This is a genomic window from Arthrobacter sp. Y3221087 (genome assembly GCF_059089905.1).
Genome location: NZ_JBNHFE010000010.1, coordinates 76,705 through 97,821, shown reverse-complemented (window position 1 = coordinate 97,821; position 21,117 = coordinate 76,705). Strand labels below are relative to the sequence as shown.

Annotated in this window: 20 protein-coding genes and 2 pseudogenes; 14 read left to right on the top strand and 8 right to left on the bottom strand. The window is 66.7% G+C overall.

Going from position 1 to position 21,117, the window contains the following annotated elements; translation table 11 throughout:
- Window positions 1-206: 206 nt before the first annotated feature.
- Entirely contained in the window at window positions 207-1,343 is a 1,137-nt protein-coding gene (locus tag AC5RUO_RS19115) for a toll/interleukin-1 receptor domain-containing protein (protein WP_494104369.1), read from the top strand.
- Between the two features lie 25 nt (window positions 1,344-1,368).
- The gene (locus AC5RUO_RS19110; protein ID WP_494104368.1) at window positions 1,369-1,851 is read left to right on the top strand and encodes a DUF4231 domain-containing protein; all 483 of its coding nucleotides are present in this window, start codon (window positions 1,369-1,371) and stop codon (window positions 1,849-1,851) included.
- Between the two features lie 30 nt (window positions 1,852-1,881).
- Here the strand turns inward: AC5RUO_RS19110 and AC5RUO_RS19105 are convergent, their stop codons facing one another.
- From AC5RUO_RS19105 to AC5RUO_RS19095, 3 genes are all read right to left on the bottom strand, one after another.
- Window positions 1,882-2,355 carry a nucleoside deaminase gene (locus tag AC5RUO_RS19105; RefSeq protein ID WP_494012006.1) on the bottom strand — a complete coding sequence of 158 codons (474 nt, stop codon included), beginning with the start codon at window positions 2,353-2,355 and terminating at the stop codon, window positions 1,882-1,884.
- 23 nt (window positions 2,356-2,378) lie between these two features.
- Complete coding sequence (locus AC5RUO_RS19100) at window positions 2,379-2,855, bottom strand: DUF2087 domain-containing protein (RefSeq protein ID WP_494104367.1); 477 nt, start codon at window positions 2,853-2,855, stop codon at window positions 2,379-2,381.
- 80 nt (window positions 2,856-2,935) lie between these two features.
- A complete protein-coding gene (locus AC5RUO_RS19095) occupies window positions 2,936-3,166 on the bottom strand; it encodes a hypothetical protein (RefSeq protein WP_494104366.1) in 231 nt (76 codons plus the stop codon).
- A 163-nt stretch (window positions 3,167-3,329) separates the two neighbouring features.
- Between AC5RUO_RS19095 and AC5RUO_RS19090 the strand changes: the two genes are divergently transcribed.
- A complete protein-coding gene (locus AC5RUO_RS19090; protein ID WP_494104365.1) occupies window positions 3,330-3,905 on the top strand; it encodes an HNH endonuclease in 576 nt (191 codons plus the stop codon).
- Here AC5RUO_RS19090 and AC5RUO_RS19085 read toward each other — a convergent pair.
- Window positions 3,870-4,625, bottom strand: a complete 756-nt coding sequence (locus AC5RUO_RS19085) for a hypothetical protein (RefSeq protein WP_494104364.1) — start codon at window positions 4,623-4,625, stop codon at window positions 3,870-3,872. The genes AC5RUO_RS19090 and AC5RUO_RS19085 overlap by 36 nt on opposite strands.
- Before the next feature lie 31 nt (window positions 4,626-4,656).
- Entirely contained in the window at window positions 4,657-5,904 is a 1,248-nt protein-coding gene (locus AC5RUO_RS19080) for a S8 family serine peptidase (RefSeq protein ID WP_494104363.1), read from the bottom strand.
- Between the two features lie 175 nt (window positions 5,905-6,079).
- Between AC5RUO_RS19080 and AC5RUO_RS19075 the strand changes: the two genes are divergently transcribed.
- Window positions 6,080-6,430 carry a hypothetical protein gene (locus AC5RUO_RS19075; RefSeq protein ID WP_494104362.1) on the top strand — a complete coding sequence of 117 codons (351 nt, stop codon included), beginning with the start codon at window positions 6,080-6,082 and terminating at the stop codon, window positions 6,428-6,430.
- Between the two features lie 86 nt (window positions 6,431-6,516).
- Here the strand turns inward: AC5RUO_RS19075 and AC5RUO_RS19070 are convergent, their stop codons facing one another.
- On the bottom strand, window positions 6,517-7,197 hold the full coding sequence (locus AC5RUO_RS19070; protein ID WP_494104361.1) for an SAM-dependent methyltransferase: 681 nt from the start codon (window positions 7,195-7,197) through the stop codon (window positions 6,517-6,519).
- A 296-nt stretch (window positions 7,198-7,493) separates the two neighbouring features.
- Between AC5RUO_RS19070 and AC5RUO_RS19065 the strand changes: the two genes are divergently transcribed.
- From AC5RUO_RS19065 to AC5RUO_RS19045, 5 genes are read left to right on the top strand one after another with little or no spacing between them, the layout of a single operon-like run.
- Window positions 7,494-9,077, top strand: coding sequence for a sugar ABC transporter ATP-binding protein (locus AC5RUO_RS19065; protein ID WP_494104360.1), 1,584 nt, complete (start codon window positions 7,494-7,496; stop codon window positions 9,075-9,077).
- The gene (locus AC5RUO_RS19060; protein WP_494104359.1) at window positions 9,074-10,111 is read left to right on the top strand and encodes an ABC transporter permease; all 1,038 of its coding nucleotides are present in this window, start codon (window positions 9,074-9,076) and stop codon (window positions 10,109-10,111) included. The genes AC5RUO_RS19065 and AC5RUO_RS19060 overlap by 4 nt, the downstream gene beginning before the upstream one ends.
- Window positions 10,108-11,220, top strand: a complete 1,113-nt coding sequence (locus tag AC5RUO_RS19055) for an ABC transporter permease (RefSeq protein ID WP_494104358.1) — start codon at window positions 10,108-10,110, stop codon at window positions 11,218-11,220. Before AC5RUO_RS19060 ends, AC5RUO_RS19055 begins: the two co-directional genes overlap by 4 nt.
- Window positions 11,220-12,443 (top strand): substrate-binding domain-containing protein, encoded by a 1,224-nt coding sequence (locus tag AC5RUO_RS19050; protein WP_494104357.1) that lies wholly within the window; start codon window positions 11,220-11,222, stop codon window positions 12,441-12,443. The genes AC5RUO_RS19055 and AC5RUO_RS19050 overlap by 1 nt, the downstream gene beginning before the upstream one ends.
- A 33-nt stretch (window positions 12,444-12,476) precedes the next feature.
- On the top strand, window positions 12,477-13,325 hold the full coding sequence (locus AC5RUO_RS19045) for a sugar phosphate isomerase/epimerase family protein (RefSeq protein ID WP_494104356.1): 849 nt from the start codon (window positions 12,477-12,479) through the stop codon (window positions 13,323-13,325).
- Between the two features lie 123 nt (window positions 13,326-13,448).
- Here the strand turns inward: AC5RUO_RS19045 and AC5RUO_RS19040 are convergent.
- Both AC5RUO_RS19040 and AC5RUO_RS19035 read right to left on the bottom strand, forming a co-directional pair.
- Window positions 13,449-14,503: pseudogene (locus AC5RUO_RS19040) on the bottom strand (2,3-butanediol dehydrogenase).
- A 15-nt stretch (window positions 14,504-14,518) separates the two neighbouring features.
- Complete coding sequence (locus tag AC5RUO_RS19035; protein WP_494104355.1) at window positions 14,519-16,318, bottom strand: NAD(P)-binding domain-containing protein; 1,800 nt, start codon at window positions 16,316-16,318, stop codon at window positions 14,519-14,521.
- Between the two features lie 170 nt (window positions 16,319-16,488).
- Here AC5RUO_RS19035 and AC5RUO_RS19030 point away from each other — a divergent pair, with 170 nt between their 5' ends.
- The 5 genes and pseudogenes from AC5RUO_RS19030 to AC5RUO_RS19010 all read left to right on the top strand — a co-directional run bounded on the left by AC5RUO_RS19030 (window position 16,489) and on the right by AC5RUO_RS19010 (window position 21,062).
- Entirely contained in the window at window positions 16,489-17,769 is a 1,281-nt protein-coding gene (locus tag AC5RUO_RS19030; protein ID WP_494104354.1) for a GAF domain-containing protein, read from the top strand.
- 122 nt (window positions 17,770-17,891) lie between these two features.
- Window positions 17,892-18,158 carry a type II toxin-antitoxin system TacA family antitoxin gene (locus AC5RUO_RS19025; RefSeq protein ID WP_494104353.1) on the top strand — a complete coding sequence of 89 codons (267 nt, stop codon included), beginning with the start codon at window positions 17,892-17,894 and terminating at the stop codon, window positions 18,156-18,158.
- 47 nt (window positions 18,159-18,205) lie between these two features.
- Window positions 18,206-18,691, top strand: a complete 486-nt coding sequence (locus AC5RUO_RS19020; RefSeq protein ID WP_494104352.1) for a GNAT family N-acetyltransferase — start codon at window positions 18,206-18,208, stop codon at window positions 18,689-18,691.
- Window positions 18,692-19,193: 502 nt separating this feature from the next.
- Window positions 19,194-20,297 carry a 4-hydroxythreonine-4-phosphate dehydrogenase PdxA gene (pdxA, locus tag AC5RUO_RS19015; protein ID WP_494104351.1) on the top strand — a complete coding sequence of 368 codons (1,104 nt, stop codon included), beginning with the start codon at window positions 19,194-19,196 and terminating at the stop codon, window positions 20,295-20,297.
- Window positions 20,291-21,062, top strand: a pseudogene (locus tag AC5RUO_RS19010) (DeoR/GlpR family DNA-binding transcription regulator). Before pdxA ends, AC5RUO_RS19010 begins: the two are co-directional and overlap by 7 nt.
- Window positions 21,063-21,117: the final 55 nt, after the last annotated feature.

Sequence of the window (21,117 nt, the reverse complement as noted above, 5' to 3'; positions counted from 1 at the left end):
CAACGGCACCCTCCTGATCTACCCCGGCACCGGCACCGGCCACCTCGGCTGGCCCACCAGCGCCGGCGACGGCTGGAACAACATGACCGCCATCAGCTGACTGCGTGGGCAAAGAACGCCACGCCCCCCACGGCCGTAACGCCCCAGTAACGCCCCCGGCGGTGTAATGCCCTCGGGGGTCTGGCTCGGTCGTAAGGGCGTGGGCAATGCCTGGTTCTCCCCCGAATGCTACGGGCCGGATCTTCATCAGCTACCGGCGGGAAGAGACGGCGTACCCGGCCGGCTGGCTGTATGACCGGCTGGCTGACCGGTACGGCGGCGGGCAGGTCTTCAAGGACGTCGATTCCATCCAGCTGGGCGACGACTTCGTGGAGGCGATCACCAGGGCGGTCGGTTCCTGCGACGTGGTGCTCGTGCTGATCGGCGATGAGTGGCTCACCATCGCAGATGAGCACGGCCGGCGCCGGCTCGACGACCCTGACGACTTTGTGCGCCTCGAGGTCCAGGCCGCCCTAACCCGCAACGTCCGGGTGATCCCCATCCTAGTGGACAAAGCGCGGATGCCGCGGGCCGATGAGCTGCCGGACAGCCTGGCACGGCTAACGCGCCGGCAGGCCCTCGAGTTCAGCCCGGCCCGCTTCGAGTTCGATACCAGCCGGCTGTTCAAGGTCCTGGACACCACCCTTGCGGAGGTTCGGAGAAGCCAGGACGACGGCGGGATGGCGGCCGGGGCGGTAAGCGCCGCGTCCGCTCCCCTGGACCAGGAAACGCCCGGGCCGGTTCCAGCCACGCCCCAACCCGGGGACAGGCAGCGCCGGCCCCTCCCCAAGCGGGCGCTGATCCTGGGCGGGGCGGCCGCCGTCATCGTCGCGGTCCTGCTGGTGGTCCTGCTCTTCGCGAACCTGCAGCCGAGATCGTCGCCGGATGCCAACTCCGGCGGCGGAGCGCCGGTCCAGGCAGGGGGCGGAATCGAAATCGACTCCTCGCCGGTGACCAGCGAGGACGGGCTGCGCCTGACGGGGCTGCAGGCGGCAAGCCGGCGCGATCCCGAGACTCCCCGGGTGGGTGACACCGTCACGGTGAGCTATGCGCTAACGAACACCACGGACCAGCGACTGGAGCTGGAATACACGTTTGTGGGGGTGCGGGACCCGGCTGATGAGCACCGGGATACCGAGGACATGAACGAAGGAAAGGTCCTTGAGCCCGGCGAAACCGTCAACGCCCAGGGCCGGGTCCTGATCGACAGCGCAGGCACGTGGACAATCTGGCCCTGCTATGTGCTGGCCGGGGAACGCTTCTGCCCTGACAGGTGGCAGGAGTTCTTCGTCCTGGCCGAATAGCCGGCGTCGATCAAAGGGGATGCGGATGGAGCGCGGTGAGGAAGGACCCGTGCGGGCGCGGCGGATCAAGGCCGTCCCTCCGCCGGCCACGGCGGATCCCACGTGGGACCGGCTGGAGGACCAGATCACCTGGTACGACAGCAGGAGCGGGGACAACCAGCGGCGCTACAAGTGGCTGAAGCTCCTGGAGCTGGCGGTCGCGGCGGCGCTGCCGGTGGTGGCCGGCATCGGCAGCCCGGCCCTTGCGACCGGCGCGCTGGCCGCCGTCATCGTGGTCCTGGAAGGCGCCCAGCACCTCTACCAGTTCCAGGAGCGCTGGATCACGTACCGCTCCACCGCGGAGGCGCTCAAGCATGAGCGCTACCTCTACCTGGCCAAGGCCGGACCCTACCTCGGCGCGGACCGGCACCGGCAGCTGGCGGAGAGGATCGAGGGCCTGATCTCCCAGGAGCACGCCAAGTGGACCACCAGCCAGCAGCAGGCCCCGAAGGGTTCCGAAGGGGGTTAGGTTGCGGGACGTCATGCCATCGGCGTGACCCTATTCGGCGATATCCTCGGACCATAGTTCCGGGTGGGCGGACTGGAAACCCCGCATCATGTCCACGCACCGCTGATCATCCAGGACCACCACCTCAACCCCGCGTGACCGCAGAAGCTCGAGTTCGCCGTCGAACGTCCTTGCTTCCCCCACCACCACGCGGGGGATCTTGAACTGGATGATGGTTCCTGCACACATGGCACACGGGGCCAGGGTGGTGTAGAGCGTGGTGTCCCGGTAGCTTTTCTGCCGACCGGCGGCGCGGAGCGCCGACATTTCCCCGTGCGCTATCGGATCCGCGTTTTGGACCCGTTCGTTGTGCCCGCTGGCCACGATCATGCCATCCCGGGCGAGCGCTGCTCCGATGGGAATACCGCCTTCAGCCAGGCTCTTCTGGGCGGCCTGGTAGGCGGCTTCGAACCCGGGGTCGGCGGTGGCTTGCGGCGCGGTGAAGTGGTGCTGTTCGTGGGTCATGGCGTCATTCTCGCATGCGGTTTTTACGCAGGCTCGTCGGCTGGCCGCCGGTACGAGGACCCCGACGGAGTCCTCTCAAGCAGCTCGAAGTCGACGAGATACCTGCGCAACAATACGACGTCGTCCGTGTAGTTCAGGAGCCGCTCGTTCACCTGCCGCTCGGTGAGGTCCTCCCCCGGCCGGATGGCCTGGCCCACCACCCACGCCAGGAGCTCGCGCCGGTCCGCAGGGCTGGCCGGGTACCGGTCAATCCGGCCAAGCCGCAGGAATCGGTCCACCCCGGTCTTCGGCTGGCGCTTCGGGTGCTGCGACAGGAGATCCCGGAAGACCGCGTCCGTGGCCTCAAGGCCCTTGTTCCCGGACCACTCGACCAGGCCGGCTTCCAGCAGCATCCCGATGGCTTTGGCGCGCCGCTGTTCTTTCGCGCCGGGAAGTACCTCTTCACCGAGCACAATCTGCGCGTACGCTGTACGTGCCTCCCGGTTGGCGAGCGCTGCCATGACCCTGCGCCAGTGAGGGCCGCTTAGACCAAAGACTCCGTTCAAGGCCACCTCCCATGGCTGCAGCGGGCAGCATCTTCTTAGACCGGGTTCTCATCATTCGCCATCGCCTCGACCCAATCAATGGCTTCGTCCGGGAAATAGTGGCCCGGTTGCCCGCCCTGTCCTGCCCACCACGCATCGGTGCTGGCCGGTCCCCCGGCGCGGCTGATCTCGGCCACCACGTCTTCCGGCACCACGCCGCCGTTGTTCTCAACCAGCCATTCCTGCGTTGATGGCTGCAGTTTTGTCCACCACTGCTCGATGCCCATACGCGAAGTCTTCCACGAAGGACATCGGAATAGGAGGCGAAAACCCGAGTTCCCTACAGGCTTTGCCGGTCCAGCCACTGCCGCTTAACGACGCCCGGACTGTACGATTCCCCGTAGTCCGGGCAGGAAGTTTTCACCGGGCCGGGGACGAGGGGGACGATTCATGCTGGATCTCAAACGCATCTACTGGACAAGCCAGGGCCTTCGCCTGGCCTACTCAGCAGTGTTGGTCTGGCTCGCCGTCGCCGCGATGACCGCGCTCATGCCGAAAGCCGCATCTGTTGCCGGCACGGGGCCTTCCACCGCCGGGGAGGTTCTAGCCAAAATGGTCAGCGGCGTCGTCGCTGCGGCTTCACTGCCCGGCATCGCCGCCGTCGTGCTGGGCATCGTGGCCGCCGTCCTCACCCGCCGGGATATCCGACGCCGGGACCCGGTGCGGCGCTTCACCCGCCAGCAGCGCCGCGAGGGCATGGCCCGGGCCGGCGGCCAGTGCGAATTGGAGGCCGGGCTCGGCCGCCGCTGCACCCGCCCCGCCGAGCACGGCGACCACTTCTATCCGTGGTCCAAAGGCGGATCCACCAGCGTTCAGAACTTCGTCGCCGCCTGCGCCAGGTGCAACCGGGCCAAGCGCGCCCGGATCCCTTCACCGGGGCAACAGCAACGGCTTGAACGACGACGGCGGGACTACGTCACGTCCGTGGCTTTAGTGAGCGTCGGCGAACGGCAGCCGCTCCCCTGACCGTGGTACATCCGCGTGCGTTAGGCCGAATGCGGGTTCACAGACTGGGGCTGGCCGGAAGACAGCCGCGACCGCTTCGACCGCGGCGCGCGGGCTCGTGAGGACAGGTGTTTCGAGCCCGGCCAGGAGGGCGGCGGCAGGTTCCATGCTGGCCTGGGCGAGGACGACGACGTCGCAACGGCCTGCGAGCGCACGCGCCGCCTTGGCGATGCTTGCGTGATAAGCCTGCGCGTCGCCGGCCAGGAAAGCGTCCCAGGCACCTTCCACGACGCTGACTTCGGCCGTGATGTTGGCGCCGGCTTCCGCAGCCTCCTCGGGAAGGAGGCGGGTTGTTGGCTCGACGGTGCTGGTGAGGGTGACCAGGACGCCGATCCGCGGTCCGAGGGTTGCGGCCCGGCGGAGCATCGGCCGGTCGATCCGGATGACCTTCAGGCCGTCCGCCGCGAGTTCCTCCGCAATCCCGCCAAGGGTGGAGCAGGTGCAGAGGACTACCTCACACCCGTCGCCGCGGAGTGCCGCGAGGTGGGCGGCGACGACGGCTCGCACGCTCTCCGCCGTCGTGTCCTGCCGGGCAAGCTCCAGCGCTTCGGGATCCACACGGTGGACCGTGGCTGCCGAGGGCAGGAGCTCCCGGGCCAGGGCCTCAAACGTTGCCAGGTGGACCTCCGCCGTATGGAGGAAGCCGACGGTGCGGGAAGTGGCGGGGCGAAGTTCCGTCATGAAGCCTGACTGTAACAGAGCGCTCCGGGGCCTAAGGCCACGTCGCGGCGCGCTCTGCGTTCACGCGACCATGTGCCCAGTCAGTCCCGATGCGGCCAACGGGGTCGGTACTTGACTCGACCTTGGCACGGACTACCGAATTGCTCGCGCCTGGGTTGACACTCCAGGCGAGGGCAACAGTGGCAGCGACAATCGGCGAAGCCATGGACGTGCCGCTGCCGATGTCATAACCCTGGGAACGGTTGTACTCCCTCGCAATAACAAACCTGTGGTTGGGGAAGGTGGAGTAGACGCTGACCCCTGGCGCTGCGACATCCACCCATGGGCCATAAGTGGAGAACGTTGCCTTCAGGTCCTTGTTGTCGGTTGCCCCCACAGCAATGACGTTGGCATAGGCCCCCGGATACATCATGCTGGTGCTACCTCCGTTGCCGGCTGCAGCAACGAGCACCACGTTCGCATTCCAGGCGTTATTGACCGCAGTTTGCAGAGTGGTTGACGACCCCACGGCGAGGCTCATGTTGATGACCTTCGCGCCACTCTTGACCGCCCAGTTGATGCCGTTCGCGAGGCCTGAGCTGGACCCCATCCCAGAGTCGCTGAGGACTTTGCCCGCAAGAATGGTGCAGCCCGAGCACACGCCGGCGACACCAATGCCATTATCTGCCATCGCGGCAACGATGCCGGCAACGTGGGTGCCGTGGCCGTAGTTGTCCTCGTTGTTTCTCGACGTGGTGAAGTTGGCCCGTGCAACGACCTTTGGATTGATGTCGGGGTTGTCGGTGGCGACACCGGAATCGAGGACAGCCACTTTGATGCCGTTGCCGGTGGTGATCTTCCACGCTTCGACGGCGTCGACGTCTGCATCCACCGTGCCGGCAGCTATCTCGATGGTGCCGGCCGTGTTGGTGAATGGTTGCCCATTGTTCTGCAATGCGTACTGGTCTTTGAAGTAGGTGTCGTTTGAGGCAGGCGTGACCACGTAGTCCGGTTCGGCATATTCAACCACCGGGTTCCTGCTCAGGGCTTCGATGAGCTGAAGCTCCTTTCCGGCCGGTACGGTGATGACGCGTGCCCCGGTGCTGCCGACCACGGGCCCGTCAGTGAGTCCGTGCTGTCGCAGCACGCCCGCGGCCACCCCGCCGTCGCGGAACTTCACGAGGATCTGCCCGACCGTGATTGTGGGGTCGGGCGCGGCACCGGCCGGAACAACGAAGCCCAGGAGGGTGCCAGTAACCATGACAAGGGCGGCAAAGCCGGCCAGCACGAGCTTTTTCATAAGGGACATCTTCCGCGCATCCGGACTGGCTGGATAGGGGGAAGGAACCCCTAAAATTCCGCTGCTGGCACGGATAGGATAGGCCCCTGCAGCAGCCCGGTTCCCCTCTATTACTGGCGGACCGGCAGTCCTACACTGGCTCTTAACCCCATTGGTTGCGACCCGAAGGAGGAGCATGGAGGTCATCGAACAGGTGCGTGAAGGAATGCACGTCATGGCGTCCGATGGGAAAAAGGTCGGCAAGGTCAAGGACCTGAAAATGGGTGATCCGGAGGCCATTACCGCGGAAGGTCAAACCGACCCGGAAACAGGGGGCCTCGTCAACACCGGGATTGCCGCTTTTGCTGCGGCGTCAAAGTTGCCCCACCATACCGCGGAGAGGTTGCTGCGGATCGGTTATGTGGAAGTCGACAAATCCGGCCTCTTGACGGGCCACGCCTACTTTGCTGCGGATGAACTGGACCGGGTGGAGGACGACACACTGTGGCTCAAAGAAGGTCTAGCTGGGGACAGGCACGCCGGATAGAAGGCTGCCCACCTAGGCCTTGGTCAGTGTAAAAATCCCGTAGCGCATCGCGCCGGTGCTGTAAGCCAGGATCATGCGGGGAATGCTTAGGACGGCGCCGCGGTTGCGTGCGCCAAGGGCGACGCGGCGCATCTCGGGATCGGTGAGCATGGGTTTACGAGCCGGCCGGCGCAGATCCACCAGGTGCGGGCAACGCCGCGGCTGACGTCCTCATAGCCGGTGACCGCAAAGCCCGCTGCCGTTGCCATCGCCTCGTACTCCTCGCGCGTTCCCATCGACGGCAGGCGCCCTTCGCGGCAGATAGGCTCCAGCAGGTGGCGGACCTTCCACCCGCCGTCGTCAGTCCCGGTGAGCCACGCACAGACAACCAGGCGGCCGCCGGGCGTAAGCACGCGGTGCGCCTCGGCGAAGAACCTGGGCTTGTCGACCATGTGCTCACTGGACTCGATAGCCCAAGCCGTATTAACCGAGGCATCGGCCAGGCCGTTGACCAACCAGTCGCGGACACGGATGTCCACGTCCGGTAGCGGGTGAGCGGCGCCGTAGCGGGCCTGCTCGGCGTAAAGCGTGAAGCCCGTGACGCTGACCCTGCGTGCCGCCGCGAGGCGGCGGGCGGTGGCCCCATAGCCGCAGCCGATGTCCACGCACTCCTGGCCGGGGAGAAGGCGCAGCCGGTCGCCGACAGTGTCCGCCAGCGCCTCGACCGCCTCGCCCGGCGTCTCGGAACCCGTCGCCCACAGCCCGTGATGGACATGGTCCCCCCACACCCGGCGATAGACGGGATCGAGCGCGTCGTAGTGATCCGCCACCGCCGCGGCGTCCTGGGAGATGTCGGGGACTATCACGCCCCGACCCTACAACTGTGCTCCAGAAGGAAGGAAGGGGAGGATAGCCGGGATGCGATGATGGAACAGGGCGGCCAGCGCAGATCACTGACCGCCCCACCCCTGTTTGACGTGGCGCGATATCCACAAAACCCAGCCAAGTAGGCCTGGTAGTGAGCAATCGCTTATCCCTTGACGGAACAGAACCCGCCCTGTAACAGTTAGGCGTGGGCGGATCGATGGAGAACCACGGGCGGACGGGCGCGGCGTCAATCCCCGGTGGGCTCACTCAAGGATCCGAGGCCCAACCGCCCCTGCTGGAAGTCCGCGGACTGACCAAGAGCTTCTTCGGCATCCCGGTTCTGGAAGACGCCCACCTCACCCTTCACCGGAGCCAGGTCCACGGGCTGGTGGGCGAAAACGGTGCCGGGAAATCCACCCTCATGAAAGTTCTCGCGGGGGTCTACCAGCCGGACGCCGGAACGGTGCTCCTGGACGACCGGGAAGTCAGTTTCAGCCACCCTACGAAGGCCCATGAAGCCGGGCTGTCGTCTGTATTCCAGGAGTTCAATCTCCTTCCCGACCGGACGGTGGCCGAGAACATCTACCTGGGCCGGGAGCCCCGCCGCGGAGTCCTGGTGAACAAGGCGCTGATGAACGCGAAAACGGCGGAGCTGCTTGAGTCGCTCGGGATCACCGCGATCCGGCCCACCGCGCAGGTGCGGAGCCTGACCGTCGCGGAGCAGCAGGTGGTGGAGATTGCGAAGGCTGTCAGCTACGACGCCCGGATCGTCTCCATGGACGAACCCACCGCTGCATTGGCCGGTGCCGAAGTTGAGCTCCTCTACCAGATTGTGGCCCGCCTCCGGGAACGTGGAACGGCAATCCTGTATGTCTCCCACCGGCTTCGGGAGCTCTTCGATCTGTGCGACGTCATCACCGTCCTGAAGGACGGCCGCGTGGTCAGCACCGGCCCCGCCTCGGAACTCGACGATACAAGGCTGGTCCGGCTGATGGTGGGCCGGCCTATTTCATCCTTCTTCCCGGACAAACTCCCCCGGACTGACAGCGACGCCGCTGCGGGCAGCCCGGCACAGCCGATCCTCGAAGTGGGGCGCGCCGGAAACGGCCAGCTGGACGGGATCAGCTTCAGCGTTCAGCCGGGTGAGATCGTGGGTGTGGCAGGCCTCCAAGGCTCCGGCCGGACTGAACTGCTGCACGCCATTTTTGGCGCCGCCCCCTTTACCCGCGGCACCATGAAGGTGGAGGGCCGGGACGTCCTGCCCAAGTCGCCGCGGGAGGGGGTCCGGGCGCGCATGGCCCTCATCACGGAAGACCGCAAGGCCGAGGGCCTGAGCCTCAACCAGTCCATCCTCAATAACGCGCTGACCGTCATCAGATCGGTCTTCCCGCGCCGCACAAAAGCTGTCCGGACCGAGATACCCGGCGTGTTTTCCTCCCTGGAGGTTGTGGCCCGGGACCTGGACCAGGAAGTGCAATACCTCTCCGGCGGGAACCAGCAGAAAGTGGTCCTCGCCAAGTGGCTGGCCATCAGCCCCCGGCTGGTCCTGCTGGATGAACCTACCCGCGGCATAGACGTGGGAGCCAAAGTGGCCGTCTACCGGCTGATGCGCCAGCTGGCGGCCGAAGGCAAAGCCATCCTGATGGTCTCCAGCGAATTGCCTGAGGTCATCGGCATGTCCGACCGGATCCTGGTCATGCGCGACGGGCGTCTCGCCGGCGAGCTTCCGGCCGGCACATCCGAGGAAGCCATCCTGCAGCTGGGAACCGGCGCCAGGACCGCACCTGGAGGAGGAACATGAAACAACGGGCCAGCCTAATCGAGCGCCTGTCCTCCACACAGATCGTCTACCTGGTGGCGCTGCTGACGCTGATCGTTGGCTCGGTGCTGGTCGGCACGGTGGGACGGAATTTCTTCAGCCAGGGCAACATCTCCAGCATCCTGACCGGAACGAGCGTCCTGGGTTTCATCGCGATCGGACAGACGCTGGTCATCCTGGCCGGCAGCCTGGACCTCTCGGTTCCCTATGTCACCAGCCTGGCCAGCCTGATTGCCGCCGGGGTGATGGCCAACAACCCGGGCAACGTCCTGCCCGGCGTGCTGCTCACGCTGGGTGCCGCGGCGGTCATCGGCCTGGCGAACGGGCTGATCGTGGCCCGGCTCAATGTGCACGGGTTCATCGCCACCCTGGGCATGGGCCTGATCATCAGCGGCTACCTCGCCACAAATTTCAAGGGCAGCTTTGGACAGACCCCGCTCTCGTTCCGGCTGATCGGGGCCACCGGCCTGGGGCCTGTTCCCATCTCGACCATCATTATGCTGGCCTGCGCGGGCCTGGCCATGCTGCTGCTCCACCGCACCCGGATGGGCCACCACCTCTACGCCGTCGGCGGCGACATTTCCGTCGCCCGGACCTCCGGAATCCGCGTCGATGTGCCGGTCATCACGGCTCATGTGATCTGCTCGGTGCTGGCAGGAATGGCGGGGCTGCTCCTCGCCAGCCGGCTGGGCGTGGGCAGCCCGACGGTAGGGTCCCAGGGCGGCTACGACCTGCTCTCCATCGCCGCGGTGGTCCTCGGCGGCACCCTGCTGGCCGGCGGCAAAGGGAGCATCACCGGCACCCTCGGCGGCGTCCTCATTTTCGCCATGCTGGACAACATCATGTCCGTCATGCAGATCAACCCCTTCCTCAAGGACGTGGTCAGGGGCGTGGTGATTGTGGTCGCCGTCGCCGTGTATGCCCGGCGCAGGATCGTGAACAGACCGGAGCGGTTCAGCTCGAAGGACTCCAATGAAGCGCCTGCCGCGCAGGCTGTATCCGCGGAGCGGCCATGAGCACGGCACTCCCCTCCGGGCGCAGCACAGTCCTCCGGCAGAACCGTGCCAGCCGTTCCGAACGGCTCCTGCGGGCCGTGCGCACTCCGGGCGGCGCCGTTTTTATCCTGTTGATCGGTCTCCTGGCCGCCATCATCGCACTGAATCCCTCCTTCGGGGAGCCGGGCTCCTTCATTAGGTTCATCGGCAGGACAGCCCCGATCGCCATCGCCGCCGTCGGCCAGTACTTCGTGATTGTCGGCGGCGAATTCGACCTGTCGATGGGATCGGTGGTGACCATGCAGGTCATCGTCGCCGGCAACCTCATCCGGCAGGACGATTCCAGGGTGATACCGGTCCTGGTCCTCATGTTTGTGCTCGGTGCCTTCATCGGGCTGGTGAACGGACTGATCACAACGCTGCTGAAGGTGCCCAGCTTCATTGTGACGCTGGGCATGATGCTGGCCCTGCTCGGACTGGTCCTCTACTGGACCGGCGGCGCTGCCCAGGGGAACCCGGCGGATAGCTTCCGCCAGATCGGGCGCGGCGGGATACAGGATGTCCCGGTCCTGGACATCATTCCGTACCCGGTCATCATCCTGACGGCGGTGGCCATCCTGGCGGTCGTCGTAATGCGCCGCCCCTTTGGCCGCATGCTCATCGCCGTCGGCGACAATCCACGGGCTGCGGAACTGTCCGGTTCCCAAGTCTGGTGGGTGCGGACGCGGGCGTTCATCATTTCGTCGCTGTCGGCCACGGTGGCCGGCATCCTGCTCGTGGGCTATGCGGGGGTCCATCCGTCGGTGGGACGGGGTTACGAGTTCACGGCGATTACCGCCGTCGTCCTCGGTGGCGTGGTGCTGGGAGGCGGACGCGGCTGGGTCCTGTCCGCGGCGGCGGGCGCGTTCGCCCTCGAGGCGCTGTTTACCCTCCTGAACTTCATGGGTGTCCAGGCCACCTGGCGGGACACGGTCCAGGGGGTCATCATCATCATCGCTGTGGCAGCAGCGTCCAAGTCATGGCAGCGCAAACGCAAGGGAGCCACTTCCGCTGCCCATGAAGAACGGCACCGGCTAAGTGCAGCACCCATGCCCCACGAGGGCACCGAACAAGGAGGAAATCGATTCTGATGCGCAAACACCCTCTCCGCACGATCGCATTTGGGGCGGCGTTGCCGCTGGTGGTGCTGACAGCCTGCACCACCACGGATCCGTCGGTTACCGAAACGACGGATCCGGGCGACGGCTCGCCCGCAGCAACCAGTCCGGCCAGCCAGGACTGGTTTGACCAGGAGCTGTACGATGACCAGTTTGAGCAACGCTCGGCGACCTTCGAAGGGGACGCGGAACAGCCCTACCTGCAGTACATTGCCGGGGACATGACGGACACCGCGAAGTTCGCCTCATCCGGACCAAAGAAGGTCTGCTTCGCCAACGCCTCCATCTCGAACCCGTGGCGCCAGACCGGCTGGATCACCATGAACCAGCAGCTCAAGGTCCTGCAGGACTCGGGGGTCATTTCCGAGATGGAGACCCGGGATGCCAAGGACAACGACAACACACAGATCGCGGACATTGACTACTTCATCGACGAGGGAAACTGCGATGCGTTCGTTATCTCGCCCAACTCGACGGCGGCCCTGACCCAGGCCGTGGAACGTGCGTGCGAGACCGGCAAGCCGGTAGTGGTGTTTGACCGCGGGGTGGAAACGGACTGCGCCACCACGTTCATTCATCCGATCGGCGGCTTTGCCTGGGGCATCGACACTGCCACGTTCCTCACCGAGAGGCTGCAGTCCGGTGACAAGGTGGTGGCCCTCCGCATCCTTCCCGGCGTGGACGTGCTGGAACACCGCTGGGCGGCGGCAGAGAAGATCTTTGAGGAGAAGGGCATCGAGGCCACGGACTACTTCACCGGAGCGGACCCTACCGAGATCAAGAAGATCATCTCCGATGAACTGGCCACCGGCGACGTCCAGGGCGTGTGGATGGACGCCGGCGACGGTGCGGTGGCTGCCCTCGAGGCTTTCGAGGATGCCGGCAAGGACCTTCCGGTGATGACCGGCGAGGATGAGATGAGCTTCCTGACCAAGTGGAAGGAAACCGGCATCGATGCCATGGCCCCTGTCTACTCCAACTTCCAGTGGCGGACCCCGCTGCTGGCCCTGGAGAAGATCTTCAAGGGTGAGCAGATTCCGGCCGAATGGATTCTTCCGCAGGAACCCATCCTCGCGGACGAACTGGACTCCTGGCTGGAGCGCAACCAGGGAATGCCCGGCGGTCACTACGCCAAGTTCGGCGGAGAAGACCTTCCCGGCTACCCGGAGGTCTGGCAGCAGCGGCAAATACCGTAACCCTGCGCTGCAGGTGGCTTGGGAGGGAGCGGCGTGAAGCGTTCCATCGGGATCAGCACCTGGGTCTGGGAGTCTCCCCTGACCGATGCCAACCTGGGCGGACTCCTGGCAAGGATCGCTGCGTTGGGGTTTGACGCCGTCGAACTGCCGTTGGAGAACGACGGCGACTTCACTTCCGCCGCGGTGCGCGAAGCCCTCGAGTCCACGGGGCTGAGACCGTTTCTTGTCGGTGCCATGGCCCCGGGGCGGGACCTCGTGTCCACTGCCCCGGCGTCCGTGGAAAGGACGCAGGCCTACCTTCTGGACTGCATCAGCATGGCGGGCAGTATCGGTTCGCCCACTGTGTGCGGTCCCTTCTACGCCCAGACGGGCCGGGTCTGGCGGATGTCGCCTGAACAGCGGCGGGAGGCCTACGCCGAACTGCGCCACAACCTGGAACCGGTGGCGGCCCGGGCTGTTGAAGCGGGCGTGGTGCTGGGCATCGAACCGCTGAACCGGTATGAAACGTCGCTGATCAACACGGTGGACCAGGCGCTCGAGGCGCTGGGGCCGTTGCTTGGCAACGGCGTGGGCCTGGCCCTGGACAGCTACCACCTGCACATCGAAGAGCGTTCGCTGGCCGCGGCGGTCCGGGCGGCCGGCGAACACGTGGTTCACGTGCAGGTGTCCGGGAACGACCGCGGCGCCCCCGGCGGGGACCAGACTGACTGGGAAGCGTTCCTGCATGCCCTGGATGAGGTGGGCTACAGCGGGCCGCTGAACATTGAAAGTTTCACCGGGGACAATGCGGCGATTGCCGTTGCGGCCTCCATCTGGCGGCCGCTGGCCCCCAGCCAGGATGAGCTGGCTGCCAGCGGCCTGGCTTTCCTGCGCGGCCTATGACCGTTCTGCGGTCGCGGCGTGCGCCAGGTGCAACCCGGCCAGGGGCGCCGGATTCCGTTGCCGGGCCAGCAGGAAGGGCTGGAACGACGACGGCGGGACTTGCCTCCCGCCGTCGTCGCACCCCTACGGGTGCACCAGCACCTTCACCGCCGTGTCCTTGTGGTTGATCAGGGTGTCGAAGCCCTGCTCCACCAGGTCCTCCAGCGCGATCCGGCCGGTGATGAACGGCTTGAGGTCCACCGTGCCCTCCTGCACCATCCTGATCACCGCGGGGTGGTCGCGGACGTAGGCGATGGTGCCGCGCAGGTCGATCTCCTTGAGCACCAGCTTCTGCATGTCCACGGTGGCCGGCGCACCCCAGATGGCCACGTTCACCACCACTCCCCCGGGCCGGACGGCGTCGAGCATGGTGTCCAGCACCGCGTTCACGCCGGCGCATTCGAACGCGACGTCGGCCCCGGTCCCGTTCGTCAGCTCCAGCACGCGCGCCGGGACGTCCTCCCGGCTGGGGTCCAGCACATGGTCCGCCACCCCGCTGGACGTGGCCTTCTCCTTGCGGGCCTGGCTCAACTCGCTGACGATCGTGGTCACGCCCAGGCCCTTCAGGACGGCCGCGGTCAGCAGGCCGATGGGCCCGGACCCGCCCACCAGCGCCGTGTCACCGGCCTTCACGCCGCTGCGCGCCACCGCGTGGTGCGCGACGGACAGCGGCTCGATCAGGGCGGCCTCATCGAGGGGGATGTCGCCGATGGGGTGCACCCACTGCCGGTCCACCACGATCTTCTCGCTCAGGCCTCCCCCGCCGCCGGAGAGCCCGATGAAGCCCATCTGCCGGCAGAGGTGGTAGCTGCCCGCCCGGCACATGTCGCAGGTCCCGTCCACAAAGTAGGGTTCGACGACGACGCTGTCCCCCACCGCGAGCCCCTCCACGCCGTCGCCGACCTCAGAGACGGTGCCGGAGAATTCGTGCCCCATGGTGATGGGCGCATCCTGGTGGGAGAGCGGGTGCGGGTGGCCCGGGGCGGGGACGAAGATAGGCCCTCGAGGTACTCGTGCAGGTCGCTGCCGCAGATGCCGCACCAGGCGACGTCGATCTTCACCGCCCCGGCGCGGAGCTCTGGTTCCGGGATGTCCTCGATCCGGACGTCCTCGCGGCCGTGGAAACGGGCTGCCTTCATGATGGGCTCTTCCTTTCAGCGGGTGTGGTGGCTGGGCTGCAGTTCGTACACCGGCGTCTCCAGCCCCTCCATCCGGGCCTTGAGCTGCAGGGCCAGGTAGGAGGAGTAGTGCCGGCTCTGGTGCAGGTTGCCGCCGTGGATCCAGAGGTTGGGGACGTTGGTTGGTTTCCACATGTTGCGCAGCTCCCCCTCCCAGGGACCAGGGTCCTTCGGTGTGTCCGAGCCGTATCCCCAGCATTTTCCTACTTTGTCCGCGATTTCGGGAGAGACCAGGTCCGCCAGCCAGCCGTTCATGGACCCGTACCCGGTGGCGTAGACAATCAGGTCGGCTTCCAGCTCGGTGCCGTCGTCCATCACCACGGCGTTGCCGGTGATCTTGGAAACCTGCCCGTTCTTCAGCTTCACCCGGCCGTCGATGATCAGCTGGGAGGCGCCCACGTCGATGTAGTAGCCGGAGCCGCGCCGCAGGTACTTCACGAACAGCCCGGACCCGTCCACGCCGAAGTCCAGCTCGAACCCGGCGGCCTCCAGCTGGGAGTAGAACTCCGCGTCCCGCTTGGCCATCTCCTGGTACACGGGCACCTGCGCCTCGGGCAGGATCCGGTACGGCAGGGACGCGAACAGCAGGTCAGCCTTCTCAGTGGTGACGCCGTTGGCCAGCGCCTTCTCCGAGTACAGGTCCCCCAGCGCCAGGTCCATGAGCGATTCGCTGCGGGCGATGTGCGTGGAGGAGCGCTGCACCATCGTGACGTCGGCGCCGTGCTCCCAGAGGTCCGCGCAGATATCGTGCGCGGAGTTGTTGGAGCCGATCACCACAGCCTTTTTCCCGGTCCAGTCGCCGCCGCCGGGGTGCTGGGAGGAGTGCCGCTGCTCCCCCAGGAAGGACTGCGCGCCGTCGAACGCGGGGATGTTCGGGTAGCCGGAGACACCCAGGGCGAAGACCAGCTGCTTGGGCCGCAGCGTCACAGGTGACCCATGGCGAAGGACCTTAACCGCCCATTCCTGCGTGCCGTCGTCGTACTCCGCGCCCACGCACTCGGTGCCGGACCAGTAAGTCAGCTCCATGATCCGGGTGTAGTACTCCAGCCAGTCGCCGATCTTGTCCTTGGCGGCGAAGACGGGCCAGTCGTCCGGGAACTTCAGGTAGGGCAGGTGGTCGTACCAGACGGGATCGTGCAGATGCAGGGACTTGTAGCGGTTGCGCCAGGAGTCGCCCGGGTTCTGGTTCTTCTCGATCACAATGGTGGGCACGCCCAGCCGCCGCAGCCGGGCCGCGAGGCCGATGCCGCCCTGCCCGCCGCCGATGATCACGCAGTAGGGCTGCTCCTCGTAGCCGAGCCCCGCCTCCTGTTCCTCCTTGAGTTCCTTCCAGGAGCGGCGGCCGCGGACGATTTCGTGCGCCACGCCCTGCTCGCGGCGCGCGCCCTTCTTCTCCTCGAAGCCCTTCAACTCCTGCATGGTGGTGAGCAGCGTCCAGCATTTGCCGTTCCGCAGCCGGAGGTGGCCGTAGCCGCGGGCGGCGCCGGTCTCGAAAGTGATCCAGGCTTCAACGGTCCCGTCCGGGCCCGCGCTGCCGGTGGCGTCCTCCGCGAGCGCCCAGTTGGCGGGCTGCACGTGGTCCAGCGTGGCTTCCAGCATCCGGCGGATGTCCGCCTTGCCTTCCAGGGTTTTCAGGTTCCAGGTGAACGCCACGAAGTCGCGCCAGTAGCTTTCGTCCTCGAAGAGGTCCAGTGCGGCGTCCACGTCGCGCCGCTGCAGCGCGCCGTCCAGGCTGGCCAGCCAGGCGTTGGCGGCGGCGGTGGGTGTTTCGGTCATCTCCACTCCTTTGTGTGCGGTCCTCAGGTGGTCCAGGCGGCCCCATCCCGCCGGGGTCCCTGCGGTATGCTGGGGCGGCCGTGAGCTGCATCACTATTGGAACGCGGCGGGGGTAACAAGCGCGTTACACGGGCACTGCCGGCAAGGACGCCGGCGGTGAGGAGGAGACGGTGGACTACGGCCTGAGGTTCTCGGACCCGGCGAAGTACGCGCGTGCCCTGCGCCGCGCGCACGAGCTGGTCATCGCCGGTGTCCCCCGTCCGGAGATCCCCGTGCCGCTGGCGGAGTCGTGGCGCCGGTCCATGGCGCTGGGCATCAGCCCGGACCAGCACAGCCCGCGGCACCTGCATGATCCGTCCGAGGTGCTGCAGCTGCGGCGTGAGCACCGGCTGCAGCAGGTGATGCCGGCACTGCAGGACCTGCTGGCAGACGATTCCAGTGCTGGCCGGCACCTGCTGGTGCTCACCGACGCCACCGGCGAGATCCTGTGGCGGGTGGGCAGCCGGGAGGCGCTGCGCCGGGCGGACCGGCTGGAATTCTCCGAGGGTGCCGACTGGTCCGAAGCGGGCATCGGCACCAACGCCATCAGCGAGGCGCTGGTCACCGGCGGGCCGGTGCAGCTGTTCTCCGCCGAGCACCTGGTCCGCACCCACCACGACTGGGCCTGCACGGCGGCGCCTATCACGGACCCGGCCACCGGCCGGCTGCTGGGCGTGCTGGACGTTTCCGGGCCGCTGGACACCATCAGCGCGGACACGCTGCGGATGGTGCGGTGCGCGGTCCGCGTGGCGGAGTCGCTGCTGGGAACGTCCGACGGCGGCGCCTCCGCGCGTGCCTCTTCTTCCGTGCGCGCGTCCCGGCAGGCTGTCCGCCGGTCTGGTGTTGGGGTGGAGCGGCTGGAGCTGCTGGGCGACAAGCCTTCCGCGGTGTTTGCCGACGGGAGCCGGGTGCCGCTGACGCTGCGCCGGGCGGAGATCCTGGCGCTGCTGGACTCGCGGTCGCAGGGCTGGAGCGCCGAGGAGCTGGCGTATGAGCTGCACGGTGACGCCGGGACGCCGCAGGCGATCCGAACGGAGATGTTCCGGGTCCGGTCGATGCTGGAAGATGCGGTGGAGTCGAACCCGTACCGGCTGGCTGCCGGGCTGGCCGGATGTTCGGATTCGGGGCGGGTGCTGCGGCTGCTGCGGGACAGGCGGGTGGCCGAGGCACTGGAGGCCTACACTGCTCCCCTGCTCAGCCGGTCCGGCGTCCTGGCGGTGCAGCTGCTGCGGGACCAGCTGGACTTAGCTGTTGGAGCGGCGGTGAGGGCCAGCGGGGATGCTGGGTTGTTGGTGCACTGGTTGTCCACGGATATGGGTGCTGCGGACTTCGAAGCAGTGGAAGCACTGGGCCGGCTGGTGGGACGCGGGGATGCACGGTACCTGTCGTTCCTGGCAGCCTGCAGTAATTGAACTCGGGTCAGCGCGCCAAGCCGAGAAGTGACGCTCCACAGAAACCCGTTTGACGCATCGGCGCTATGTGAACCTCTAACAGCGACCGTACAAGCGCCATACAGTTGTTTCTGGAGGTTCCTATGCCTAATCCAAAATCACGCCGGCTTGAGTTGCGCACGGACGAGAGCACTGACGCTTCGATCACGGAGGCGGCCGAATTGCTCCACGTGACCAAATCCGCGTTCGTGGCCGACGCCGCACGGCAGGCTGCCCAGAAGGTTGTCTCGCGGGCGGACATGACGCTGATGGCCCCGGAGGTCTTCGACGTGATGATGGCTTCCCTCGATACCCCGGACGAGTCCGAGGAACTTGCGGCACTGGCCAAACTTCCTCGACTGATCGGGTGACTGGCGAATCCTCGCTCCGCATCGCCAGGCTCACCCCCTGGTAGGATTTGGGGGCTTTTGACTGCGGCGAACCGGCCTACAACCAGTGGCTGACGGACCATGCCCTGCAGTCGGTCGAGGCCGGGGCGAGCATGGTCTGCCTGCTTCTGGAGGAAGCGCCTGGCACTCAGGCGCAAGTTATGGGGTACTTCGCAATCTGCCCCACCCTGGTAATCCGCGATGACATGCCGAAGCCACTCCAGCCGAAAGTGCTCCGCAGGGCACCGGGCTGGTTCTTGGCCAAGCTGGCACTCGACCGTACCAAGCGCGGCGATCACTCAAATCAGTGGGGCTCGCAGTTGCTGCGGGCAGCCCTGGAGACGATCATCCGTGCCTCAGAGATAGGCGGCGGCCAAATCATTGTGGTCGATGCAGACAACGCCGGACTGCTCGAGTGGTATGGACGCCACGGCTTTGCTGCCACCGGCAGGAGCAATCTGCGGATGTACATGAAGGTGGCAACGGCCAGAAAGTATCTGGGGCCAACCAAGTAGCGTCGAGCCGCAGGAGGTCCGGTTGGTGGTGGCCGCGGCGGCGGAACGGCGGACGTGCTCGCGCAGCGTTTGGCTGAAGAACTTGCGCGAAATGCGCAACCCGGGGCACCGGCTGACGCAACCGCCGCGGAAACGCCGGAGAGCGCGAGGCCGGTGCTTCGCCGTCGCCACTCCGCATCCAGAACCGCGCAGGCGCAGCTGGCCCAACTGGAAGCCCAAGGTTTCACCGTGGTCCGGCTGCACCCGCAATACGCCGGTGCCGTCGGGGCCTATGCTTCCCAACTGGCCCAGGTTATAGACGGTTTGAAGGCAGGCCACCGCGTAGCCATCACACTTGCCGCTTCAAAAGTGGACCCGTCCGGATTAGCCAGAATAGTGCATGCCCTGTCCACGTTCGCAGCCGAGGCAGCGAAAGCAACACCAGCTGACCTAATCCTTACCGGTGGTGAAACGGCCCGGCCAACACCCTTCCCGCAAGACTTCCGAACAATCTGGAGTACTCATGACAACCGAAGCAAGCAAGACTGAGCAGAACGCCCTCCCCTACGTGGCCGCGACCGTGGGCGACGGCGCCGGGGTGGGGCCGGAGGTGGTGGTGGCCGCCGTGCTGGATCCGCAGAGCAACGCCGAGTGCCGGCCGGTGGTGATCGGCGACGTGCTGCGCCTGCCCCAGGCCGCCGACGTTCTGGGCATCGAGGCGGACATCCAGAGCATCAAGGACGTGGAGGACGCGGTGTTCACGCCGGGCCGGGTGAACGTGATCGACCTGGCGCTGCTACCGGAGGACCTGCCGTGGGGGCAGCTCTCCCCCGTGGCCGGGCACGCCGCGTACGAGTACATCCGAGTGGCCAGCGAGCTGGCGATGGCCGGGAAGGTGCAGGCCATCTGCACGGCACCGCTGAACAAGGAGGCGCTGCACGCCGCCGGGCACATCTTCCCCGGGCACACCGAGCTGCTGGCGCACCTGACGGGCACAGAGGAAGTGTCCATGATGCTCTCCACCCCCAAGATCCGCGTGATCCACGTGACCACACACATCGGCCTGGTGGACGCCATCCGCAAGATCAACCCGGACCTGGTGGAGCGCACCATCCGCCGCGGCCACGAGGCGCTGGTCCGGGCAGGCATCCCCAACCCGAAGATCGACGTGTGCGCCATCAACCCGCACGCGGGCGAGAACGGGTTGTTCGGCCAGGGCGAGGAAGCGGAGAAGATCGAGCCGGGCGTGAAAGCGGCGCAGGCAGCCGGGATCAACGCGGTGGGCCCGCTGCCCGCGGACACGCTGTTCTTCCTGGCCGGCCGGGGCGATTACGACCTGGTGGTGGCCATGTACCACGACCAGGGGCACGGCCCGGTGAAGGTGCTGGGCATTGAGGCCGGCGTGAACATCACGGTGGGCCTGCCGGTGATCCGCACGTCCGTGGACCACGGCACCGCCTTCGACATCGCGGGCAAGGCGATCGCGGATTCGCGGTCCATGGTGGAGGCGCTGCACCAGGCGGCGGAGATGGCCACCGGCCGGCCGTCGCCGTGTAGCAGCACAGGTTTCCAGGGGCCGGAACTAGCATGGGTACCACTGCCACGGGAAGGAGACCGGGAATGCTGAGCGCAAACGCACGGCGCGAGGAGATCTACCACCTTGCCGTGACACCGGCCTTGCGTCCGTGGAGGAACTCTCGGCCCGGTTCGAGGTGACGGCGTCTACCATCCGGCGGGACCTGGCACTGCTGAACGGGCAGGGCCGGCTGGCCCGCACCTACGGCGGGGCCATGCTCTGGGCGCGCACCCGGAGGCGTCGCTGCGGCAGCGCACCGGCGAGGCGTTCGAACAGAAGCACGCCATCGCCCGCTGGGCGGCGTCCGTGATCCGGCCCGGGGAAAACGTCCTGCTCGACGCGGGCTCCACCGTCGGTGCCCTGGCCCACGAACTGCGCGGGTTTGAAAAGCTGTCCGTGACCACGCCGGGCATCAACACCATGCAGGAACTCGCAGACTCCGAGGGCATCGAGGTGGACTGCCTGGGCGGCCGGCTGCGTAGCGTTTCGCAGAGTTTTGTGGGCCCGCTGGCCGAGGCAGCGCTGGAGCGGATGAGCTTCGACCGGGTGTTCCTGGGCGCCGACGCCGTCACCGCCGAGGACGGCATCTGCGAAGCCGACCACGCCCAAACCCGGCTCAAAGAGCTCATGGCCCGACCGGGCCGGGAAGTCTACGTCCTGGCCGACTCCTCCAAGCTCGGGCTTCGGCCCTTCCACGCGTGGGCCCGGCTGGCACTGCCCTGGACCCTGGTGACGGACGACGGCGCCGACCCGGAGCAGGTGCAGAAGTTCCGTGACGCGGGGGTACAGGTTGAGGTGGCTTCCGTTTCGGGCTAAGTCCCGCTGGGTAGGCTACTTCTGCGACGAACGAAGCCCCTGAACTTGGAGCCAT

What these genes read in the sequence shown, in the direction of transcription:
- AC5RUO_RS19115 (WP_494104369.1), top strand. Translation starts at nt 207, where the DNA reads ATGCCTGGTTCTCCCCCGAATGCTACGGGCCGGATCTTCATCAGCTAC.
- AC5RUO_RS19110 (WP_494104368.1), top strand. Translation starts at nt 1,369, where the DNA reads ATGGAGCGCGGTGAGGAAGGACCCGTGCGGGCGCGGCGGATCAAGGCC.
- AC5RUO_RS19105 (WP_494012006.1), bottom strand. Translation starts at nt 2,355, where the DNA reads ATGACCCACGAACAGCACCACTTCACCGCGCCGCAAGCCACCGCCGAC.
- AC5RUO_RS19100 (WP_494104367.1), bottom strand. Translation starts at nt 2,855, where the DNA reads ATGGCAGCGCTCGCCAACCGGGAGGCACGTACAGCGTACGCGCAGATT.
- AC5RUO_RS19095 (WP_494104366.1), bottom strand. Translation starts at nt 3,166, where the DNA reads ATGGGCATCGAGCAGTGGTGGACAAAACTGCAGCCATCAACGCAGGAA.
- AC5RUO_RS19090 (WP_494104365.1), top strand. Translation starts at nt 3,330, where the DNA reads ATGCTGGATCTCAAACGCATCTACTGGACAAGCCAGGGCCTTCGCCTG.
- AC5RUO_RS19085 (WP_494104364.1), bottom strand. Translation starts at nt 4,625, where the DNA reads ATGACGGAACTTCGCCCCGCCACTTCCCGCACCGTCGGCTTCCTCCAT.
- AC5RUO_RS19080 (WP_494104363.1), bottom strand. Translation starts at nt 5,904, where the DNA reads ATGAAAAAGCTCGTGCTGGCCGGCTTTGCCGCCCTTGTCATGGTTACT.
- AC5RUO_RS19075 (WP_494104362.1), top strand. Translation starts at nt 6,080, where the DNA reads ATGGAGGTCATCGAACAGGTGCGTGAAGGAATGCACGTCATGGCGTCC.
- AC5RUO_RS19065 (WP_494104360.1), top strand. Translation starts at nt 7,494, where the DNA reads ATGGAGAACCACGGGCGGACGGGCGCGGCGTCAATCCCCGGTGGGCTC.
- AC5RUO_RS19060 (WP_494104359.1), top strand. Translation starts at nt 9,074, where the DNA reads ATGAAACAACGGGCCAGCCTAATCGAGCGCCTGTCCTCCACACAGATC.
- AC5RUO_RS19055 (WP_494104358.1), top strand. Translation starts at nt 10,108, where the DNA reads ATGAGCACGGCACTCCCCTCCGGGCGCAGCACAGTCCTCCGGCAGAAC.
- AC5RUO_RS19050 (WP_494104357.1), top strand. Translation starts at nt 11,220, where the DNA reads ATGCGCAAACACCCTCTCCGCACGATCGCATTTGGGGCGGCGTTGCCG.
- AC5RUO_RS19035 (WP_494104355.1), bottom strand. Translation starts at nt 16,318, where the DNA reads ATGACCGAAACACCCACCGCCGCCGCCAACGCCTGGCTGGCCAGCCTG.
- AC5RUO_RS19025 (WP_494104353.1), top strand. Translation starts at nt 17,892, where the DNA reads ATGCCTAATCCAAAATCACGCCGGCTTGAGTTGCGCACGGACGAGAGC.
- pdxA (WP_494104351.1), top strand. Translation starts at nt 19,194, where the DNA reads ATGACAACCGAAGCAAGCAAGACTGAGCAGAACGCCCTCCCCTACGTG.